Annotated in this window: 16 protein-coding genes and 2 pseudogenes; 15 read left to right on the top strand and 3 right to left on the bottom strand. The window is 66.1% G+C overall.

Features of this window, described 5'->3' with window-relative positions; all coding sequences use genetic code 11:
- The first annotated feature begins 10 nt into the window (after positions 1-10).
- The 6 genes from ASF45_RS17470 (at position 11) to ASF45_RS17445 (ending at position 5,696) form a co-directional block, all read left to right on the top strand.
- Positions 11-1,204 (top strand): ABC transporter substrate-binding protein, encoded by a 1,194-nt coding sequence (locus ASF45_RS17470; RefSeq protein ID WP_156473053.1) that lies wholly within the window; start codon positions 11-13, stop codon positions 1,202-1,204.
- Positions 1,205-1,248: 44 nt separating this feature from the next.
- On the top strand, positions 1,249-2,124 hold the full coding sequence (locus ASF45_RS17465; protein ID WP_056665266.1) for a branched-chain amino acid ABC transporter permease: 876 nt from the start codon (positions 1,249-1,251) through the stop codon (positions 2,122-2,124).
- Complete coding sequence (locus ASF45_RS17460) at positions 2,125-3,105, top strand: branched-chain amino acid ABC transporter permease (protein ID WP_056665264.1); 981 nt, start codon at positions 2,125-2,127, stop codon at positions 3,103-3,105.
- 92 nt (positions 3,106-3,197) lie between these two features.
- Positions 3,198-3,917 carry a CoA transferase subunit A gene (locus tag ASF45_RS17455; protein WP_056665262.1) on the top strand — a complete coding sequence of 240 codons (720 nt, stop codon included), beginning with the start codon at positions 3,198-3,200 and terminating at the stop codon, positions 3,915-3,917.
- Positions 3,917-4,561 (top strand): 3-oxoacid CoA-transferase subunit B, encoded by a 645-nt coding sequence (locus ASF45_RS17450; RefSeq protein WP_056665260.1) that lies wholly within the window; start codon positions 3,917-3,919, stop codon positions 4,559-4,561. The genes ASF45_RS17455 and ASF45_RS17450 overlap by 1 nt, the downstream gene beginning before the upstream one ends.
- 148 nt (positions 4,562-4,709) lie before the next feature.
- The gene (locus ASF45_RS17445; RefSeq protein ID WP_056665258.1) at positions 4,710-5,696 is read left to right on the top strand and encodes a quinone oxidoreductase; all 987 of its coding nucleotides are present in this window, start codon (positions 4,710-4,712) and stop codon (positions 5,694-5,696) included.
- Between the two features lie 78 nt (positions 5,697-5,774).
- On the opposite strand, the gene ASF45_RS17440 is transcribed toward ASF45_RS17445, so the two are convergent.
- The 3 genes from ASF45_RS17440 to ASF45_RS17430 are packed head-to-tail and all read right to left on the bottom strand — an operon-like array spanning position 5,775 to position 8,770.
- Positions 5,775-6,173 (bottom strand): nuclear transport factor 2 family protein, encoded by a 399-nt coding sequence (locus ASF45_RS17440; RefSeq protein WP_056665257.1) that lies wholly within the window; start codon positions 6,171-6,173, stop codon positions 5,775-5,777.
- Positions 6,174-6,199: 26 nt separating this feature from the next.
- A complete protein-coding gene (locus ASF45_RS17435) occupies positions 6,200-7,165 on the bottom strand; it encodes a tripartite tricarboxylate transporter substrate-binding protein (RefSeq protein WP_056665254.1) in 966 nt (321 codons plus the stop codon).
- 3 nt (positions 7,166-7,168) lie between these two features.
- Positions 7,169-8,770 carry a bifunctional 3-(3-hydroxy-phenyl)propionate/3-hydroxycinnamic acid hydroxylase gene (locus tag ASF45_RS17430; protein ID WP_056665252.1) on the bottom strand — a complete coding sequence of 534 codons (1,602 nt, stop codon included), beginning with the start codon at positions 8,768-8,770 and terminating at the stop codon, positions 7,169-7,171.
- A 141-nt stretch (positions 8,771-8,911) separates the two neighbouring features.
- Between ASF45_RS17430 and ASF45_RS17425 the strand changes: the two genes are divergently transcribed.
- The 9 genes and pseudogenes from ASF45_RS17425 to ASF45_RS36520 form a co-directional block, all read left to right on the top strand.
- A complete protein-coding gene (locus ASF45_RS17425; RefSeq protein ID WP_056665251.1) occupies positions 8,912-10,021 on the top strand; it encodes an alcohol dehydrogenase catalytic domain-containing protein in 1,110 nt (369 codons plus the stop codon).
- A gap of 10 nt (positions 10,022-10,031) precedes the next feature.
- Positions 10,032-10,580: a cupin domain-containing protein gene (locus ASF45_RS17420; RefSeq protein WP_056665249.1), complete on the top strand. Its 549-nt coding sequence runs from the start codon at positions 10,032-10,034 to the stop codon at positions 10,578-10,580.
- 61 nt (positions 10,581-10,641) lie between these two features.
- Entirely contained in the window at positions 10,642-11,862 is a 1,221-nt protein-coding gene (locus tag ASF45_RS17415) for an amino acid ABC transporter substrate-binding protein (protein ID WP_063887707.1), read from the top strand.
- On the top strand, positions 11,863-12,738 hold the full coding sequence (locus tag ASF45_RS17410; protein ID WP_056665247.1) for a branched-chain amino acid ABC transporter permease: 876 nt from the start codon (positions 11,863-11,865) through the stop codon (positions 12,736-12,738).
- Positions 12,735-13,652 carry a branched-chain amino acid ABC transporter permease gene (locus ASF45_RS17405; protein ID WP_056665245.1) on the top strand — a complete coding sequence of 306 codons (918 nt, stop codon included), beginning with the start codon at positions 12,735-12,737 and terminating at the stop codon, positions 13,650-13,652. The genes ASF45_RS17410 and ASF45_RS17405 overlap by 4 nt, the downstream gene beginning before the upstream one ends.
- A complete protein-coding gene (locus ASF45_RS17400; RefSeq protein ID WP_056665243.1) occupies positions 13,649-14,383 on the top strand; it encodes an ABC transporter ATP-binding protein in 735 nt (244 codons plus the stop codon). Before ASF45_RS17405 ends, ASF45_RS17400 begins: the two co-directional genes overlap by 4 nt.
- Positions 14,376-15,080: an ABC transporter ATP-binding protein gene (locus ASF45_RS17395; RefSeq protein WP_056665241.1), complete on the top strand. Its 705-nt coding sequence runs from the start codon at positions 14,376-14,378 to the stop codon at positions 15,078-15,080. Before ASF45_RS17400 ends, ASF45_RS17395 begins: the two co-directional genes overlap by 8 nt.
- Positions 15,081-15,352: 272 nt before the next feature.
- Positions 15,353-15,931: pseudogene (locus ASF45_RS36525) on the top strand (transposase); the annotation flags it as partial.
- Between the two features lies 1 nt (position 15,932).
- A pseudogene (locus ASF45_RS36520) lies at positions 15,933-16,509 on the top strand (DDE-type integrase/transposase/recombinase); the annotation flags it as partial.

The following is a 16,509-nucleotide window of genomic DNA, read 5'->3' as shown; positions in this document are numbered from 1 at the left end:
GGAGACTGAAATGAAGAACCTGAACCTCAAACTCACCGTGGCTGCCATGGTTTGCAGCACCGCGCTTGCTGCCACCGCTCAGGAAAAGGTGACCATCGGTTTCATCACCGATATGTCCAGCCTCTACTCGGACCTCGAGGGGCGCAACGCCGTCACGGCCATCCAGATGGCCATCGAAGACTTCGGCGGCAACGTCGATGGCCGGCCCATCGTGCTGCTGACCGCAGATCACCAGAACAAGGCCGACATCGGCGCCTCGAAGGCGCGTGAATGGATTGACACGCAGGGGGCGACGATGATCCATGGTGGCACCAATTCCGGCGCGGCACTGGCTATCGCCAAGGTCGCGGCAGAGAAGAAGCGTGTGTACTTCAATGCAGGGGCCGGAACGGCCGCGCTTACGAACGAAGAGTGCTCGCCGTACACGGTGCACTATGCCTACGACACCGTGGCGCTGGCCAAGGGCACTGGCGCGGCGGTTGTCGATGCCGGAGGCAAGAGTTGGTACTTCCTCACAGCGGACTATGCCTTCGGACACGCCATGGAAAGCTCGACTGCGAGCATCGTGCAGAAGAAGGGCGGAACCGTCGTGGGGTCTGTGCGCCATCCGATCAACGCGTCGGATTTTTCCTCGTTCCTATTGCAAGCGCAAAACTCGAAAGCCCAGATCCTCGGCTTGGCCAATGCGGGCGGCGACATGATCAACGCGATCAAAGCCGCCCGGGAGTTTGGAATCAGCAAGACGATGAAAACTGCAGGCCTCCTGGTGTTCCTGACCGACATTCACAGCATGGGTCTGCGCAACACCGAAGGTTTGCTCCACACGAGCAGCTGGTATTGGGACATGAACGACGAGTCGCGGAAGTTTGCAGCACGATTCTTCGAGAAAACGAAGCGCATGCCCACGGACATCCAGGCCGCCGACTACTCCGCAACCATGACCTACCTGAAGGCCGTCAAGGCGGCCAAGTCGACGGACTCGGACAAGGTGATGGCCCAGATCAAGGCGACGCCGATCAGCGACTTCTACGCGAACGGCTATGTTCGTGCAGATGGCCGGTTCGTCCACGACATGTACCTGATGCAGGTGAAGTCCCCGAGCGAGTCCAAGAAGCCGTGGGACTACCTGAAGTTGGTCAAGGCACTTCCGGGCGAAGAGGTCTTCACCACCAAAGCCGAGTCGAAATGCTCGCTCTGGAAGTGATCAACCTGGTGGACGCCCTGGCGTCCATGTCCAAGTAGCTGAACATGCAAATTTCAACTTCGGCACTGTTGAGCCAGCTCTTGCTCGGGCTGGTCAACGGGTCGTTCTACGCCATTCTCAGCCTTGGCCTCGCGGTCATCTTCGGGCTTTTGAATGTCATCAACTTCGCCCATGGAGCACTGTTCATGCTGGGCGCCCTTATCACTTGGATGGGGTTGGAGTACTTACAGCTGAATTACTGGGTGATGCTCGTGGTCGCGCCGCTTGTCGTTGGTGCGCTCGGGGTCGTCCTCGAGCGCGGGTTGCTGCGCTGGATCTATAAGTTGGACCATCTCTACGGCCTGTTGCTCACGCTCGGCATCACCTTGGTCGTCGAAGGTGTCTTCAGATCGATCTACGGTGTGTCCGGACTTGCCTACGACGCGCCCGACACTTTGAGCGGTGCGACCGACCTCGGTTTCATGATGCTGCCGAACTACAGGGCTTGGGTCGTGGGGGCATCGCTCTCGGTCTGTCTGTTGACATGGTTCGTCATCGAGAAGACCCGGCTGGGCGCCTACTTGCGCGCCGGTACCGAGAACCCTCGGCTGGTGGAAGCCTTTGGCATCAACGTGCCTGTCATGGTCACGCTGACTTACGCCTTCGGCGCCGCACTCGCCGCCTTCGCCGGTGTGCTCGCCGCGCCCGTCGTGCAACTCTCACCGCTGATGGGCCAGAACCTCATCATTGTGGTGTTCGCCGTCGTTGTCATCGGTGGCATGGGATCCATCCTCGGCGCCATCATCACGGGGATGATGCTTGGCGTCGTCGAAGGCTTCGCCAGGGTGTTCTACCCCGAGATTTCTTCCACGGTGGTCTTCGTCATCATGATCGTTGTGCTGCTGCTTCGTCCTGCGGGCTTGTTCGGAAAAGAGAAATAGATGGCAATCAAAAAGCTCGCTGGCCTCATGTACGGGCTGGCCACCCTGGCCTTGGTTCTCGCACCGTTTCTTGGCGCGTACCCAGTTTTCGTGATGAAGCTGCTGTGCTTCGCCCTGTTTGCGGCAGCGTTCAACCTGCTGATCGGCTTCACCGGCCTGCTTTCCTTCGGTCATGCGGCCTTCTTCGGAGCAGCAGCCTATGTTGCCGGTCACGTCGTGAAGGTGTGGGGCTTAAGCCCTGAGATCGGCTTGGTGCTTGGGACGGCCGTGGCCGCTTGTTTGGGCTGGCTATTCGGCTTGCTAGCCATCCGTCGCCAGGGCATCTATTTCTCAATGATCACGTTGGCCCTCGCGCAGATGGTGTTCTTCATCGCGTTGCAGGCGCCGTTCACGGGGGGCGAGGACGGGCTGCAAGGAGTGCCACGGGGCTCCGTGATGGGCCTTTTCGATCTGCGGGACGATTTGCACATGTACTACGTGACGCTTGGCGTTGTGGTCAGTGCATTGGCGCTGATCTACCGCACAGTGCATTCTCCGTTCGGTCAGGTGCTCAAGGGGATCAAGGAGAACGAGCCGCGGGCCGTTTCGCTCGGCTATGACGTGCACCGGTACAAGCTGCTCGCTTTTGTTCTTTCGGCTTCTTTGGCTGGCCTTGCGGGAGCTCTGAAGACGATCGTGCTCGGGTTTGCCACGTTGTCCGATGTGCACTGGACCACGTCCGGTCAAGTGATCCTCATGACCCTCGTGGGTGGCCTCGGCACCCTGTCAGGCCCTCTGGTCGGATCGGGCGTCGTGGTGCTGCTGGAGAACAAGCTCGGCGAGGTCGGCAGCTGGCTGCATGCGGCTACCTCGGTCGAGTGGTTTGCCAAGCTTGGCGAGTCGGTGACGATGGTCACCGGCCTGATCTTCATCGTCTGCGTGCTGACGTTCCGGCGCGGGATCATGGGCGAGATCATCCATGCATTCACGCGCCGCAGGTAGACACGGAGGGGCGACGCGCTCGCTGGCCGGACGCGGGCTGCACGTCATGTGGAGTTTGCGATCCGACTGGATTTAGATCAAGGAGAGAAGTGATGGACAAGGTGTATGCCTCGGGCAGTGCGGCATTGGAAGGGGTCGTCAAAAGCGGTCAGCTGGTTGCCGTTGGCGGCTTTGGCTTGTGCGGGATTCCCGAGATGCTGATCAATGCGCTCAAGGACTCGGGGGTGGAAAGCCTCACGGTTATTTCGAACAACGCGGGCATCGACGGCGTCGGTCTCGGTCAGCTGCTCGAAACGCGGCAGATCAAGAAGATGATTGCAAGCTATGTGGGTGAGAACAAAGAGTTTGAACGCCAGTACCTGGCCGGGGAGCTGGAACTGGAGTTCACGCCGCAAGGCACGCTGGCAGAAAAACTGCGAGCCGGAGGGGCTGGGATTCCCGCGTTCTTCACGAAGACAGGTGTCGGGACGCAGGTCGCGGAGGGAAAGGAGATGCGCGAGTTCGATGGCGAGCGGTACGTGATGGAGCGATCGCTTGTGCCGGAGGTTTCGCTGGTGAAGGCGGAGGTGGCGGACAAGGCCGGGAATCTGCGCTTTCGTCTGACCGCTCGCAACTTCAACCCCGCGGTTGCTATGGCCGGCAAGGTTTGCATCGTCGAGGTCGAGAAGCTGGTTGAGGTCGGCGAACTGGCTCCCGACGACATCCATCTGCCGGGCATCTATGTGCACCGCATCGTGGTCAACCCCAATCCGGCCAAGAGGATCGAGAAGCGCACTGTTCGGCAAGCGACGCATACTGAAGGAGAACGATGATGCGTTGGACCCAAGACCAAATGGCCGCGCGCGCGGCCCAAGAGTTGGAAGACGGCTTCTACGTGAACCTGGGCATCGGCATTCCCACGCTCGTGGCCAACCACACGGGCGACAGAGAGGTGTGGCTGCAAAGCGAGAACGGCATGCTCGGGATCGGCCCGTTTCCGACGGAAGACGAAGTGGATGCCGATCTCATCAATGCCGGCAAGCAAACGGTCACGACGATCGCCGGCAGCTCGATCTTCGGCAGCCACGACAGTTTTGCCATGATCCGCGGCGGGAAGGTCAACCTGTCAATTCTGGGCGCAATGCAGGTGTCCGAACGCGGCGATCTCGCCAACTGGATGATCCCCGGCAAGATGATCAAGGGCATGGGCGGGGCGATGGACCTGGTGGCAGGTGTCAAGCGCGTGATCATCCTGATGGAGCACACCGCCAAGAAGAAAGACGGGACCGAAGACCTGAAGATCCTTCCAAACTGCACCTTGCCCCTGACCGGCGTTGGAGTTGTCGATCGCATCATCACCGATCTCGCGGTCATGGACGTCACCCCTGCCGGATTGAGGGTGGTGGAGATGGCTCCTGGCGTGACGAAGGATGTGCTCGATTCCAAGACAGGCGTGCGACTGTCGTACGCCAAGTAGCTTGATTCTTGTGGGGGCTTCGAGCAAGGCACGTTGCTCTCAAACGCACCCGCCCAGACGACTGCGAAGGCCCATCAAGACCACGCGCTTTCGACCATGCGGTGGGAGCGTTGGAATGCATTGCCGACTGAAGAGACAGGGTGATCATATGAAGGCAACTTACATAGAGGGCCGGGCGTTCGGCGGGCCTGATGTCCTGCAGCTCAAGACGGAGGAGCTTGGAAGTCCCGCTCCCGATGACATTTTGATCAGGCAAAGCGCGATAGGTGTCAACTTCCTGGATGCGATGCAGCGCAAGGGCGCTGCCGCCACTGTGCCGTACCGCATGGGGTTGGAGGGCGCAGGGCAGGTGCTTGAGCTCGGGCGCAACGTCAGAGGCCTGTCGCCGGGGGACAGGGTCGTGTACGCGGGGGGGCCACCCGGCAGTTACGCTAGTGCGCGTCTGCTTCCTGCTTCGCGCGTGGTGAAGTTGCCTAGTTTCCTCGGCGCTGCCGAAGCCGTGTCTATCTTCTTCAAAGCCCTCACTGCGGACTACCTGGTGAACCGTCTGCGTCGGTTGAGGAAGGGTGATGCGGTCTTGTTCACCGCGGCGGCCGGGGGCGTCGGTTCATTGGCCGTTCCGATGTTGAAGGCACAAGGCATCACCGTCATAGGCACCGTCGGAAATGAGGACAAAGCCGACTATGCACGCGCCCTGGGCTGCGATCACGTGCTTGTGTTGCCGCGCGATGCTGCGGAGGCCATCCAGCGGGTGAAGAATTGGACGGGTGGTCGAGGAGTGACTGTCGCGTACGACTCCGTTGGAAAAGACACGTTCGAGCAATCACTAGGAAGCCTGTCACGGTTCGGCCTGCTGGTGAGTTTCGGTTGGGCTTCTGGCGATGTAGCCCCCGTGTCGCTTGGACGCTTGCGCGAGCAAGGCTCGGTTTTTGTGACGCGACCGACTGTGTCCCACTACACAGAGGATCGTGCCGACCTTGACGAGGCTGCTGGGAGGGTCTTCGCGGCGGTCGACCAAGGAGTGATCAAGGCGAACGTATTTGGACGGTTGCCGCTCGAGAAGGCGGGTGAGGCACAGTCCTTGCTGGAATCGGGCTTCAACAGCGGATCAGTCGTGCTCGAACCCGGCGAGTGAGGCGGAGGGCAGCGTGCCTCGGTCGCGGCCAGCTTGCGCGCTCGATTGACGGTGGCGGTTAATTCGCTCGACGTGGATTCAGGTGATGCTCATGGCAAGCGGCGTAGTCTGAAACGCCAGCTGGCGCCACTGCCCCTCATGAAGGGCCCACACCTGCAGAACGCGCGAGTCGATGCGTACGGTGCCGCTGCCGTCCTTGCGCACGGCCACCAGCTGCTGGCGCCCGGTCATCAGCGCGGCTTCGCCCAGCACGGTGACCTGCAGGTCGGAGCGGTCGACCTGGTGGTAGTCGACATGCGTGCCGCCCGAGCGGAAGTAGCTGTCATAGTCGTCGGTCTGCCCCTTGGCGTGCACGTGGGTGAGGCCAGGGTGCAGGATCTCGCGCAGGCGTGCGAAGTCGCCACGCTTCATCGCGTCGCAGCGCTGGGTTTCGAGCTCGAGCAGCAGGGCTGCGGTGTCGGAGGAGGCATCGGTCATCGGGGCGGTTCCAAAAGTGTTCGGTGTCAATCGAGCTGGATGCCCGTGGCCGCGACCTGCGCGGTCCAGCGGGCCTGGTCCTGTTGCAGCATCCGGGTCAGGCCCGCGCCATCCTCGTAGCGCGGGATGACTTCGAGCCGCCTGGCAGCGGCCTGCAGCTCGGGCGTCTGCATCACGCGCTGGAGCTGCGCGCCGAGGGCGCCGAGCGGCGCTGGCGCCAGCTTGGCGGGCGCGAACAGTCCATACCACTCGACCAGCTCCAGCGCGGGCAGGCGCGATTCGGTGAAGGTCGGCACGTCCGGCAGCGTCGCCAGCCGCGTGGGATTGCTCACGGCCAGGATGCGGATGCGGCCGGCACGGTGGTGCTCCAGCATGGTGGTGACCGGGTTGACGGTGGAGGCCACCTGCCCGCCCATCATGTCCTGCAGGCCCGGCGCCACGCCGCGGTAGGGCACGTGCACGAGCGGCGTGCCGATCTCGCGGCCCAGCATCACGCCCAGGAAGTGCGGCGCGCTGCCGGGGCCGGGCGTGGCGTAGCTGGCCTTCTCGGGGTTGGCCCTGGCCCAGGCGATGTAGGCGGCCAGGCTCGTGATCGGCGAGTTGCCGTTCACGGCCAGCGCGAACGCGTGGTCGCACACGCAGGCGACCGGCGCGAAATCGCGCAGCGCATCGAACGGCGGCTTCTTGTAGAGCAGCGGCACCAGGGTCAGCACGGACGAGGGTGTCAGCAGCAGGCTGCTGCCGTCCGGCAACGCCTGGCGCACTGCCTCGGCCGCCAGTTGCCCCGAGGCGCCTGACCTGTTGTCGACGACAGTGCTGCTGCCGGCATCGCCCAGCAGCGGAGCGAGTGCGCGCGCCAGGCTGTCGGCCGTGCCACCGGCCGGAAAGCCGACGACGAGCTTGCGCACTGCCGGCGTGCCTTGTGCCCAGGCCGGGGCGGTCAACGTGGCGAGTGCGGCAGAGCCGCTGGAGAGGAAAGTGCGGCGGTCCATGGCTTATCCCTGCAGTGCGGTCGCCCGCGCAACACCCAGTGCCTTGCAGGCGCGCGCCAGCAGGGCGGCGATCTGCGCGGCGCTCTCGGCCGCACCGAAGACGATGTGGTCGGGCCGCACCAGCGCGGCGGCGCAGCCGTGCTGCGCGAACCAGCCGGCCAGCACGCCGTCCTGCTCGGCAAAGCCCTGCACGCCGTGTGACTGCGCAGCGCCGCCGAGGTGGATGACCTCCGCGTGCAGGCTGGCCAGCGCGTTCGCCCACTGTTCCAGCTGTCCGGCGGTCGGCGCATCGCGCAGCACCAGCAGGAAGCCGTTCGGCAGCAGGTCGTCCAGCATGCGTGCCGGAGCGTCGGCCTGCGCGTGCACGACCGGCTGCGGGAACGGCGTGCCCGCAGGCAAGGTGTCGCTGTCGATCAGCCCGTGGTGGATGCCCGGCAGCAGGCTCTGGCGCAGCTGCATGCGCACCTGGCCGCCCTGCAGCGCGCGCAGCTGGCGGTCGCGCTCCGCGGCCTTCGCCAGGTCGCGCTCGCAGATGATCTGGCCCAGGCGCTTGACCGTGGCCGTGACGTCCTGCACTTGCGGGCCGCGTTCGCTGCCATAGCTGTCGAGCAGGCTGTCGGGCGCGCGGCCGGTCAGCACCCAATCGAGCTTCCAGGCCAGGTTGGTCGCGTCGCGCAGGCCCTGGCACATGCCCTGGGCCAGGAACGGCGGCATCTGGTGCGCGCTGTCGCCGGCCAGCAGCACGGGGCCCCTGCGCCACTGCTCCAGCACCACCGCGTGGAAGCGGTAGGTGGCAGCGCGCCAGATGCTGGCCTCGCCGGGGGCCACCCAGGGCGCCAGCAGCTGCCAGATGGCGTCCGTCGGCATCTCGCGCTGCTCAGCCTCGTGCGGCAACAGCAGGAATTCCCAGCGGCGGTGGTTGCCCGGCCCCACCACATACGTGCAGGGCCGCGCGGGGTTGCAGTACTGGATGTTGGTGGCCGGCAGCTGCGCGAGCTTGGCCTCGTCGATGCGCATATCCACCACGATCCAGGGCTCGTCGAACTCCAGGCTGCGCAGCGGCAGGCCCAGACGCTTGCGCGTGGGGCTGGTGCCGCCGTCGCAGGCCACGACATAGCGTGCGTGCACCTCTTGCGGCACGCCGTCGCGCCCGGCGACCGTCAGCACCGCGCCGCCCTCGGCCTCCCGCAGCCCGGTGACCTCGCTGCCCAGCTGCACCTGCACATGGGACATCCCCTGCACGGCCGCGCGCAGCGTCGCCTCCAGCGCCGGCTGGTTGAAGGTGTACGAGGGCGCCCAGGCCAGCGGCCAGGGCGCCGGCCCCATGTCGAAGTGCTGGATCGGCTCGCCGTCCTGGCCCAGGTACAGGGTGGGGCGGTAGCGCATGGTGTGCGGCGCCAGGGTGTCGGCAATGCCGATCTCCTGGAAGGTGCGCATGGCTTCGTGGTCGAGCGCGAAGGCGCGCGGCAGCGGGTAGACCGTCTCCGACTTGTCGAACACGACGACGCGCCGGCCGCGGCGGCCGAGCAGGGCGGCCAGCGCGGCGCCGACCGGGCCGAAGCCGACGATGGCGACGTCGAACGGCGCAGGGTTGGTGGATGACATGGAAGCCTGGGGTTGTGCGGGAATGCCTAAATTGTGCATAAAACAAATCTTTCTGCACCGAGGGTTGTTCCCGATGGCTGTCACGCCCTCGTCGAAATTTAATGCACAAAAGTTCTTTTACGCATTTTCAAAGGAGACGACATGGCAATGATGAAAGCCGCCCGCCTGCACACGGTGGGTGCCCCGATGGAGATCGAGCAACTGCCCATCCCGCTGCCGGGCGACAACGACGTGCAGGTGCGGGTGCATGCCTGCGGCATCGTGCCCAACCTGGGCAACATCCTGGCGAACTGGACCACCTGGTTCCCGGAGTTGCCATTGCCGCCGCTGCCGGCCATCTTCGGCCTGGACCCGGCCGGCGAGGTCACGGCCGTGGGCTCGCACGTGCACGCCTGGAAGCCAGGCGACCGCGTGTATGTGAACCCCGGCCTGTACTGCGGCGGCTGCCGCGCCTGCCGCAACGGCGACCTGATCAACTGCACGCATTACGCGTTCAGTGGCTACTTCGGCTTCTCACAGAACGCGCTCAAGCTGTTCAAGAACTACCCCTACGGCGGCCTGGGCCAGTACATGATCGCGCCGCAGTACGCGCTGGTGAAGTTGCCCGACAACGTCACGTTCAACCAGGCCGCGCGCTTCGGCTATCTGGGCACCATGTACTCGGCCATGCGCAAGGCCAAGGTCGGCCCGGGCCGCAGCGTGCTGATCAATGGCATCAGCGGCACGCTGGGCATCGGCGGTGCGCTGTTCGGCCTGGCCATGGGGGCCACGCGCATCCTCGGCACGGGGCGCAACAAGGAACTGCTGGAACGCGTCAAGGCGCTGGCGCCCGACCGCATCGAGGTCTTCTCCAACGCCGACGGCGGCGCCATCGACACCTGGGCCAAGTCGGTCACCGACGGCCTGGGCGTGGACACCTTCATCGATGCGCTGGGCCCGGGCGCGCCGCACGAATCGCTGCAGCAGGGCGTGCGCGCGCTCAAGCGCGGCGGCGCGGCCTGGAACATCGGCGCCATCATGGGCATCGTGGGCATGGACCTGCACACCATGATGGACGACCAGCAGAGCATCAGCGGCTCGGCCTGGTTCACCGCGGGCGAAGGGCAGGACATGGCCGACATGGCCGAGGCCGGCACGCTGGACCTGTCGGTGTTCGAGCAGGTCTGCTATCCGCTGGACCGGGTGAACGAGGCGATCTCGGGCATCGCGGGGCGCAACGGCGGCTTCAGCAACTTCGTCATCAACCCCTGAGGGCATTGCCATGCAGCAGATCCGACGCGTGGTCGCCGGCACCGGTGCCGACGGCAAAGCCCGCGTGCTCAGTGACGCGGTGGCGCCGCGCAGCGCCAGTTTCACCACGGTGCCGGGCTTCACGGCATCGCTGCTGTGGTCCACGGATGCCGAGGGCACGGTCGGGCGCTCCGACGCGGTGCCCGACCGCACGCCGCAGGTGGGCTTCGTGCCCGCACCGGGCGAATCGCGCCTGATGGTCGTCACCTTCCCGCCCGACGCGGTGATGATGCGCGCCGACTTCGACGGCGCCGCTTTCGGTGCCGAGTTCGGACAGTTGGTGCCCGGCCTGGCAGAGACCTTCGAGCCCGACCATCCCGGCATGCACACCACCGACAGCATCGATTACGACATCGTGCTGGAGGGCGAGATCACGCTGGAGCTGGACGATGGCCAGCAGGTGCTGCTGCGCAAGCATGAGGTGGCTGTGCAGCACGGCAACCGGCACGCCTGGCGCAACCTGAGCGAGCGGCCGGCCACGATGCTGTTCGTGCTGATGGGCGCCCGCCGGCAAGGCTGAGCGCCCCCACAGGCGGCGCGCGCCGCGCCGCCTGTTTCCGACATCGACGAGGAGACAAGACATGACTGCACAAGCAAGCCGTCGCGCCATCGTGCGCGCGCTCGGAGGCGCGGCCCTGGCCGCATCGGTCCCCGCATCCCTGGTGCGGGCCCAGGCCGGCGACAGGATCAAGATCGGCTGGGCCATCTCGAAGACCGGCCCGTTCGCCGGCGGTGCCGCCTCGGCCCAGCTACCGAACTACCGCCTCTGGGTGGACGACGTGAACAAGGCCGGCGGCATTGCGGTGGGCGGTAGCAAGCGCCTGCTGGAGGTGGTGGAGTACGACGACCGCAGCCAGCCCGAGGAAGCCGTGCGCGCCATCGAGCGCCTGGTGAACCAGGACAAGGTGGACTTCGTGCTTCCGCCCTGGGGCACCGGCATGAACCTCGCCGTGGCGCCTGCCATCCACAAGGGCGGCTTTCCGATGATCATGCCCACCTGCATCACCGACCAGATGCCGCAGCTGGTCAAGCGCTGGAACAACATGTTCTCGCTGCTGGGCACGCCGTCGAACTACTCCGACGCCATCGTCGCGCTGCTCGCGCAGATGCGCACCGACGGCAAGATCGGCAACAAGGTGGCCATGGTCAACGTGACCGACCAGGGCGGCCTGGAACTCGCGGCCGCCGCGCGCAAGTCGCTCAAGGCGGCCAAGTTCGACATCGTGGTCGACAGCAGCTACCCGATCTCCACCCAGGACATGACGCCGCTGATCGCCGACGCGCAGCGCGCCAACCCCGACGCCTTCCTGGCCTTCAGCTACCCGCCCGACACGCTGGGGCTGACCGAGGCCGCGCGCGTGCGCGGCTTCAACCCCAAGGTTTTCTATGTGGGCGTGGGCAGCGCGCTGCCGCTGTACGCCAACAAGTTCGGCGCCAACGCCGAGGGCGTGATGGGGCTCGGCGGCTGGAACCCGAACACCGATGCCATCAAGGCCTACATCGGGCGCCACCAGGCGCTGATTGGCCAGCCGCCGGAGCAATGGGTCAGCGTGCTGTGCTATTCGGGCCTGCAGGCGCTGGCCCAGGCCATCGAGAAGGTCGGCAAGCTCGACCGTGCGGCCATCGTCCAGGCACTGAACTCCAGCACTTTCGACACCGTGGCTGGGCCGCTCAAGTTCGACAACCACATCCTGGCCGGCGGCTGGACGGTGGGCCAGTGGCAGGGCGGCAGCTTTGCGGCCATCGCGCCGAAGCAGCCCGGCGCCAGGGAGCCCGTGGCCAAGCCCGCGTGGAAGGCCTGAATGCGGCTCGTCGACGCACTCATCTTCGGACTGACGCTGGGCGGCACCTACGCGCTGATCGCGCTGGGCCTGAACCTGCAGTACGGCGTGGCGCGCATCCTCAACCTCGCTTATGGCGAGATGCTGATCGCCGCGGCGCTGGGTGCGCTGGTGCTGTTCACGCAGGCCGGCGTCTCGCCGCTGCTGGCCCTGGTGCTGCTGGTGCCGGTGGCGGGCATCGCGGGCGCGCTGCTGTACCGGGTGGCGCTGCAGCCGCTGGTGCGGCGCGCGCGCAGCCGCGAGGCCCTGGAAGCCGACAGCATCCTGTCGACCTTCGGCCTGCTGTTCGTGCTGCAGGGCCTGATGCTGGCCGGCTTCGGCGGCAATTACCTGAGCTACTCGTACCTGGCAGTGCCGGTCGACGTGCTGGGCACCACGGTCTCGGCCAACCGCCTGCTGGCGCTGGTGGTGGCGCTGGTGCTGGGCGGTGGGCTGTTCCTGCTGCTCACGCGCACGCGCATCGGCACGGCGCTGCGCGCGGTGGCAGTGGCGCCGGAGTCCGCGCCGCTGGTCGCCATCGACGTGGCGAAGATCGCCATGCTGGCCTTCGCGCTGGGCACCGCGCTGGTGGCCGTGGCCGGCGTGCTGGTCAGCATGTTCTCGACCTTCAGCGCCACCATGGGCGTGTTGTTCACGATGAAGGCGCTGATCGTGGTGATGATGGGCGGCGTCGGCAACTTCGTGGGCTGCGTGTTGGCGGCGCTGCTGCTGGGCCTGAGCGAGAGCCTGGTGTCGACCTATGTGGACCCGGGCCTGACGCTGGCGGCCAACTACGCGATCTTTCTGTTCGTGCTGGTGTTCCGGCCCGCTGGGCTGTTCGGAAAGGGCCGGCGATGACCATGCGGACCAAGCTGTTCTACGCGGCGTCGCTCGTCGCGTTCGTCGCGCTGGCGTTCGCGCCGCAAGGTGGTAACGACTACACCACCTCGCTGCTGATCAACCTGCTGCTGTACGCGAACCTGGCCACGGCCTGGGGCATCTTCTGCGGCACCACGCGCTTCATCTCGCTGGCGACCGTGGCCTTCTTCGGCGTGGGCTGCTACAGCGTGGCCGTGCTGTCCGAGCACCTGCCCTGGCCGGCGGTGCTGGTGGTCGCCGCGCTGCTGGGCGGCGTGCTGGCGCTGGCCATCGGCGTCTGCACGCTGCGGCTGTCGGGCATGTACTTCGTGGTGTTCAGCTTCGGCATGGCCGAGATGATCCGCCAGCTCGTGACCTGGTATGAATCGAAGATCGCAGGCTCGGTCGGGCGCTACGTGTTCCTGGAGATCACGGCCGCGCAGATCTACTGGCAGCTGCTGGGCCTGCTGGCGCTGCTGTGGGTGATGGGCGCCTGGCTGGCCCGCTCGCGCCTGGGCTTCGCGCTGCGGTTGATCGGCGAGGACGAGACGGCTGCGCGCAGCTGCGGCATCCACACCGTGGGCGTGCGGCTGGCAGTGCTCACGGTCACGGCCATGTTCATGTCGGTGGCCGGGGCCATCGTGGCGCCGCGCTGGACCTACATCGAGCCGTCCATCGCGTTCAACGCGCTGGTGTCGTTCCAGGTGGTGGTGATGGCGCTGCTGGGCGGTGTGGCGGCCTTCTACGGCCCCATCCTCGGCGTGGTGCCGCTGGTGCTGGCGTTCGAGGCGCTGAGCAAGTACTTCCCGGACCACTTCAGCATCGTGCTGGGCGCCATCTTCCTGGTGATCGTCTATGTGCTGCCGCGCGGCCTGCTGGGCGCCGGCCAACGCCTGTTCCGGAGGCGCGCATGACCGCAGAACCGTTGCTGGAGGTATCCGACCTGTCGCGCCGCTTCGGCGGGCTCAAGGCGGTCGAGGGCCTGTCGCTGCAGGTCGGCCGCGGCGAGATCGTCGGCCTGCTCGGGCCCAACGGCTCGGGCAAGACCACGGCGCTGAACCTGATCAGTGGCGCGCTGGCGCCCGACAGCGGCTCGGTGAAGCTGGCCGGCCAGGAGACTGCCGGCGCGCCCAGCCACCGGGTGGCGCGCCTGGGAATCGCGCGCACCTTCCAGCTGGTGCGGCTGTTCCAGACCATGACGGTGCTGGAGAACGTGGTGGCCGGCATGGCCTTCACGCACGAACCCCGCTTCGGTGCAGCGGCCGCAGCGGACGCGCTCGCGCTGCTGGAGAAGCTGGGGCTGGCCGACCGCGCGGCGCAGCCTGCCGCCGACCTGACCTACATCGACCAGAAGCGGCTGGAGCTGGCGCGCTGCCTGGCCAGCCGCCCGCGCGTGCTGCTGCTCGACGAATGGCTGGCGGGTCTGAACCCGACCGAGCTGCAACTCGCCATCGGTCTGGTGCGCTCGCTGAAGGACGAGGGCGTGTCCATCCTCATGGTCGAACACGTGCTCGAAGCCGTGCGCTCGCTGTGCGACCACTGCGTGGTGATGAACGCGGGCCGGCGCATCGCCGCCGGCACGGCCGCCGCCGTGCTGGCCGACCCCGAGGTCGTGCGTGCCTACCTGGGAGACGAACATGCTTGAGGTGCAGCAACTCAGCGCGCACTACGGCCAGCACCAGGCGCTGCACGGCGTGGACCTGCAGGTGGGGGCTGGCGAGGTGGTCAGCGTGCTGGGCGCGAACGGCGCCGGCAAGTCCACGCTGCTCAAGTGCATCGCCGGCCTGATGGCCGGCCGCTGCACGGCCATGTCGCTGGGTGGCAAGCCCATCGATGGCCTCAAGCCCGACCAGCGCGTGGAGGCCGGCATCGCGCTGGTGCCCGAGGGGCGCGGCGTGTTCGGCGAGCTGACGGTGCAGGAGAACCTGTTCCTGGGCGCCTACCCGCGGCGGGCGCGCGCCAGCGAGCAGCGCAACCTGGCGCGCGTGCTGGAGCTGTTCCCGCGCCTGCGCGAACGCTTGCCGCAGAGCGTGCGCACCATGAGCGGTGGTGAGCAGCAGATGGTGGCGATCGGCCGCGCGCTGATGTCCAACCCCGAGGTGCTGCTGCTGGACGAGCCTTCGCTGGGCCTGTCACCGCTGATGGTGGCCGAGCTGTTCAAGTCGCTCGAACGCGTGCGCGACGCCCGGGTGGCCGTGCTGCTGGTGGAGCAGAACGCCAGGCGCAGCCTGCAGCTTTCGTCGCGCGGCTACCTGCTGGAGCAGGGGCGCGTGGTCGGCACCGACAGCGCGGCCGCGCTGCTGGCCAGTGCGGCCGTGCAGCGGGCCTACCTTGGAGCATAGCTAGCACTGGAAGTGCCAGGCGCAGTGTCCCGGATCGTGGAAGGTGAGCGGCGGTGACCACGTGCTGACAGCTGCTTGCTGATGCAATCAGCGACAGCGTGGCTGATTCAAGTAGGCGCACAGTCAACACACGCTGACGGCGTCACCAGCCCAGCTTAGGGGCCTAGGGTGGCCAGGGTGCACCTTTGGTCGAGGCTTCTCGACGCCGTAGGATTTGATTCCCCGGCCCCGTCCTGTCGCTTATCTTTGGAGATAGGAACAGGACTGTGCATATGACTAGGCATACGGAGTCAGTAGAGGTAGTCGTTAAAGACCAGCGCCGCAGGCGCTGGTCCCTGGCAGAGAAGGCGACCYTSGTGCGCCGCACCTACGARCCAGGCATGAGCGTTTCGCTGGTGGCTCGCCAGGAGGGCGTCTCGGCGGGGCTGCTGTTCCAGTGGCGCAAGCTCGAACGCCAGGGCGCCTTGACTGCGGTCTCCGCTGGCGAGGCTGTCGTGCCSGCATCCGAGCTGGCAGCAGCCCGCGCGGAAATCGCCAAGCTGCAGCGCGTGCTCGGCAAGAAAACCTTGGAGRACGAAATCCTCAAGGAAGCCGTGRAGTACGCCGCAGAAAAAAAGTGGATTGCGCGCTCGCCCTTGTTGCCCSGGGACGACCAGCGAAAACGGTCTGCCGGATGATGGGGTTGGCGCGCTCACATGTGCGCGACCTGCTTGGGCGCGATGAAGACTGGACCGATGGTCSCAGCCACCGCACGCCCACAGACGATGCTGGGCTGCTTGCTGAACTGCGCCAGGAGATTGCGCAGCTGCCCAGCTATGGCTACCGGCGCGCTTGTGCCTTGGTCAACCGCCNCGCCCACAGACGATGCTGGGCTGCTTGCTGAACTGCGCCAGGAGATTGCGCAGCTGCCCAGCTATGGCTACCGGCGCGCTTGTGCCTTGGTCAACCGCAAGCGCGCTGCTCAGGGTGCACCGAAGGTCAATGCCAACCGCGTCTATCGCGTCATGGCAGCAGCCGACCTGCTGCTGCCCAAAGCACCACGCGCGCCAGTCCGCACGCACCCATGAGGACCGTGTGGCAGTCTCGCGCAGCGACCTGCGCTGGTGTTCTGATGGGCCTGGAAATCAAGTGCGACTCGGGCCAAACTGTGACGGCCACCTTCACCAAAGACTGCTGCGACCGCGAGGTCATGGCCTGGCAGGCCGGGGAAGGCAAGGGGCTGCCAGGCGAGCCGGTGCGCGAGAAGCTCATCGAAGCCGTCGAGCGCCGCTTCGGCACGGTGGAGGCTGTGCCGGCAGGCCAGGAGCTGGAGTTCCTGAGCGACAACGGCGGGGCCTACATCGCAGCCGACACCAGGGCACTGGCGCGTTCGCTGGGCCTCAAGCCCATCAACACGCCCGTGTGCAGCCCGCAGAGCAACGGCATGGCC

Source organism: Pseudorhodoferax sp. Leaf265 (genome assembly GCF_001422365.1).
Taxonomy (GTDB): Bacteria; Pseudomonadota; Gammaproteobacteria; order Burkholderiales; family Burkholderiaceae_C; genus Pseudorhodoferax.
This window is presented reverse-complemented; position numbering and strand designations above follow the sequence as displayed.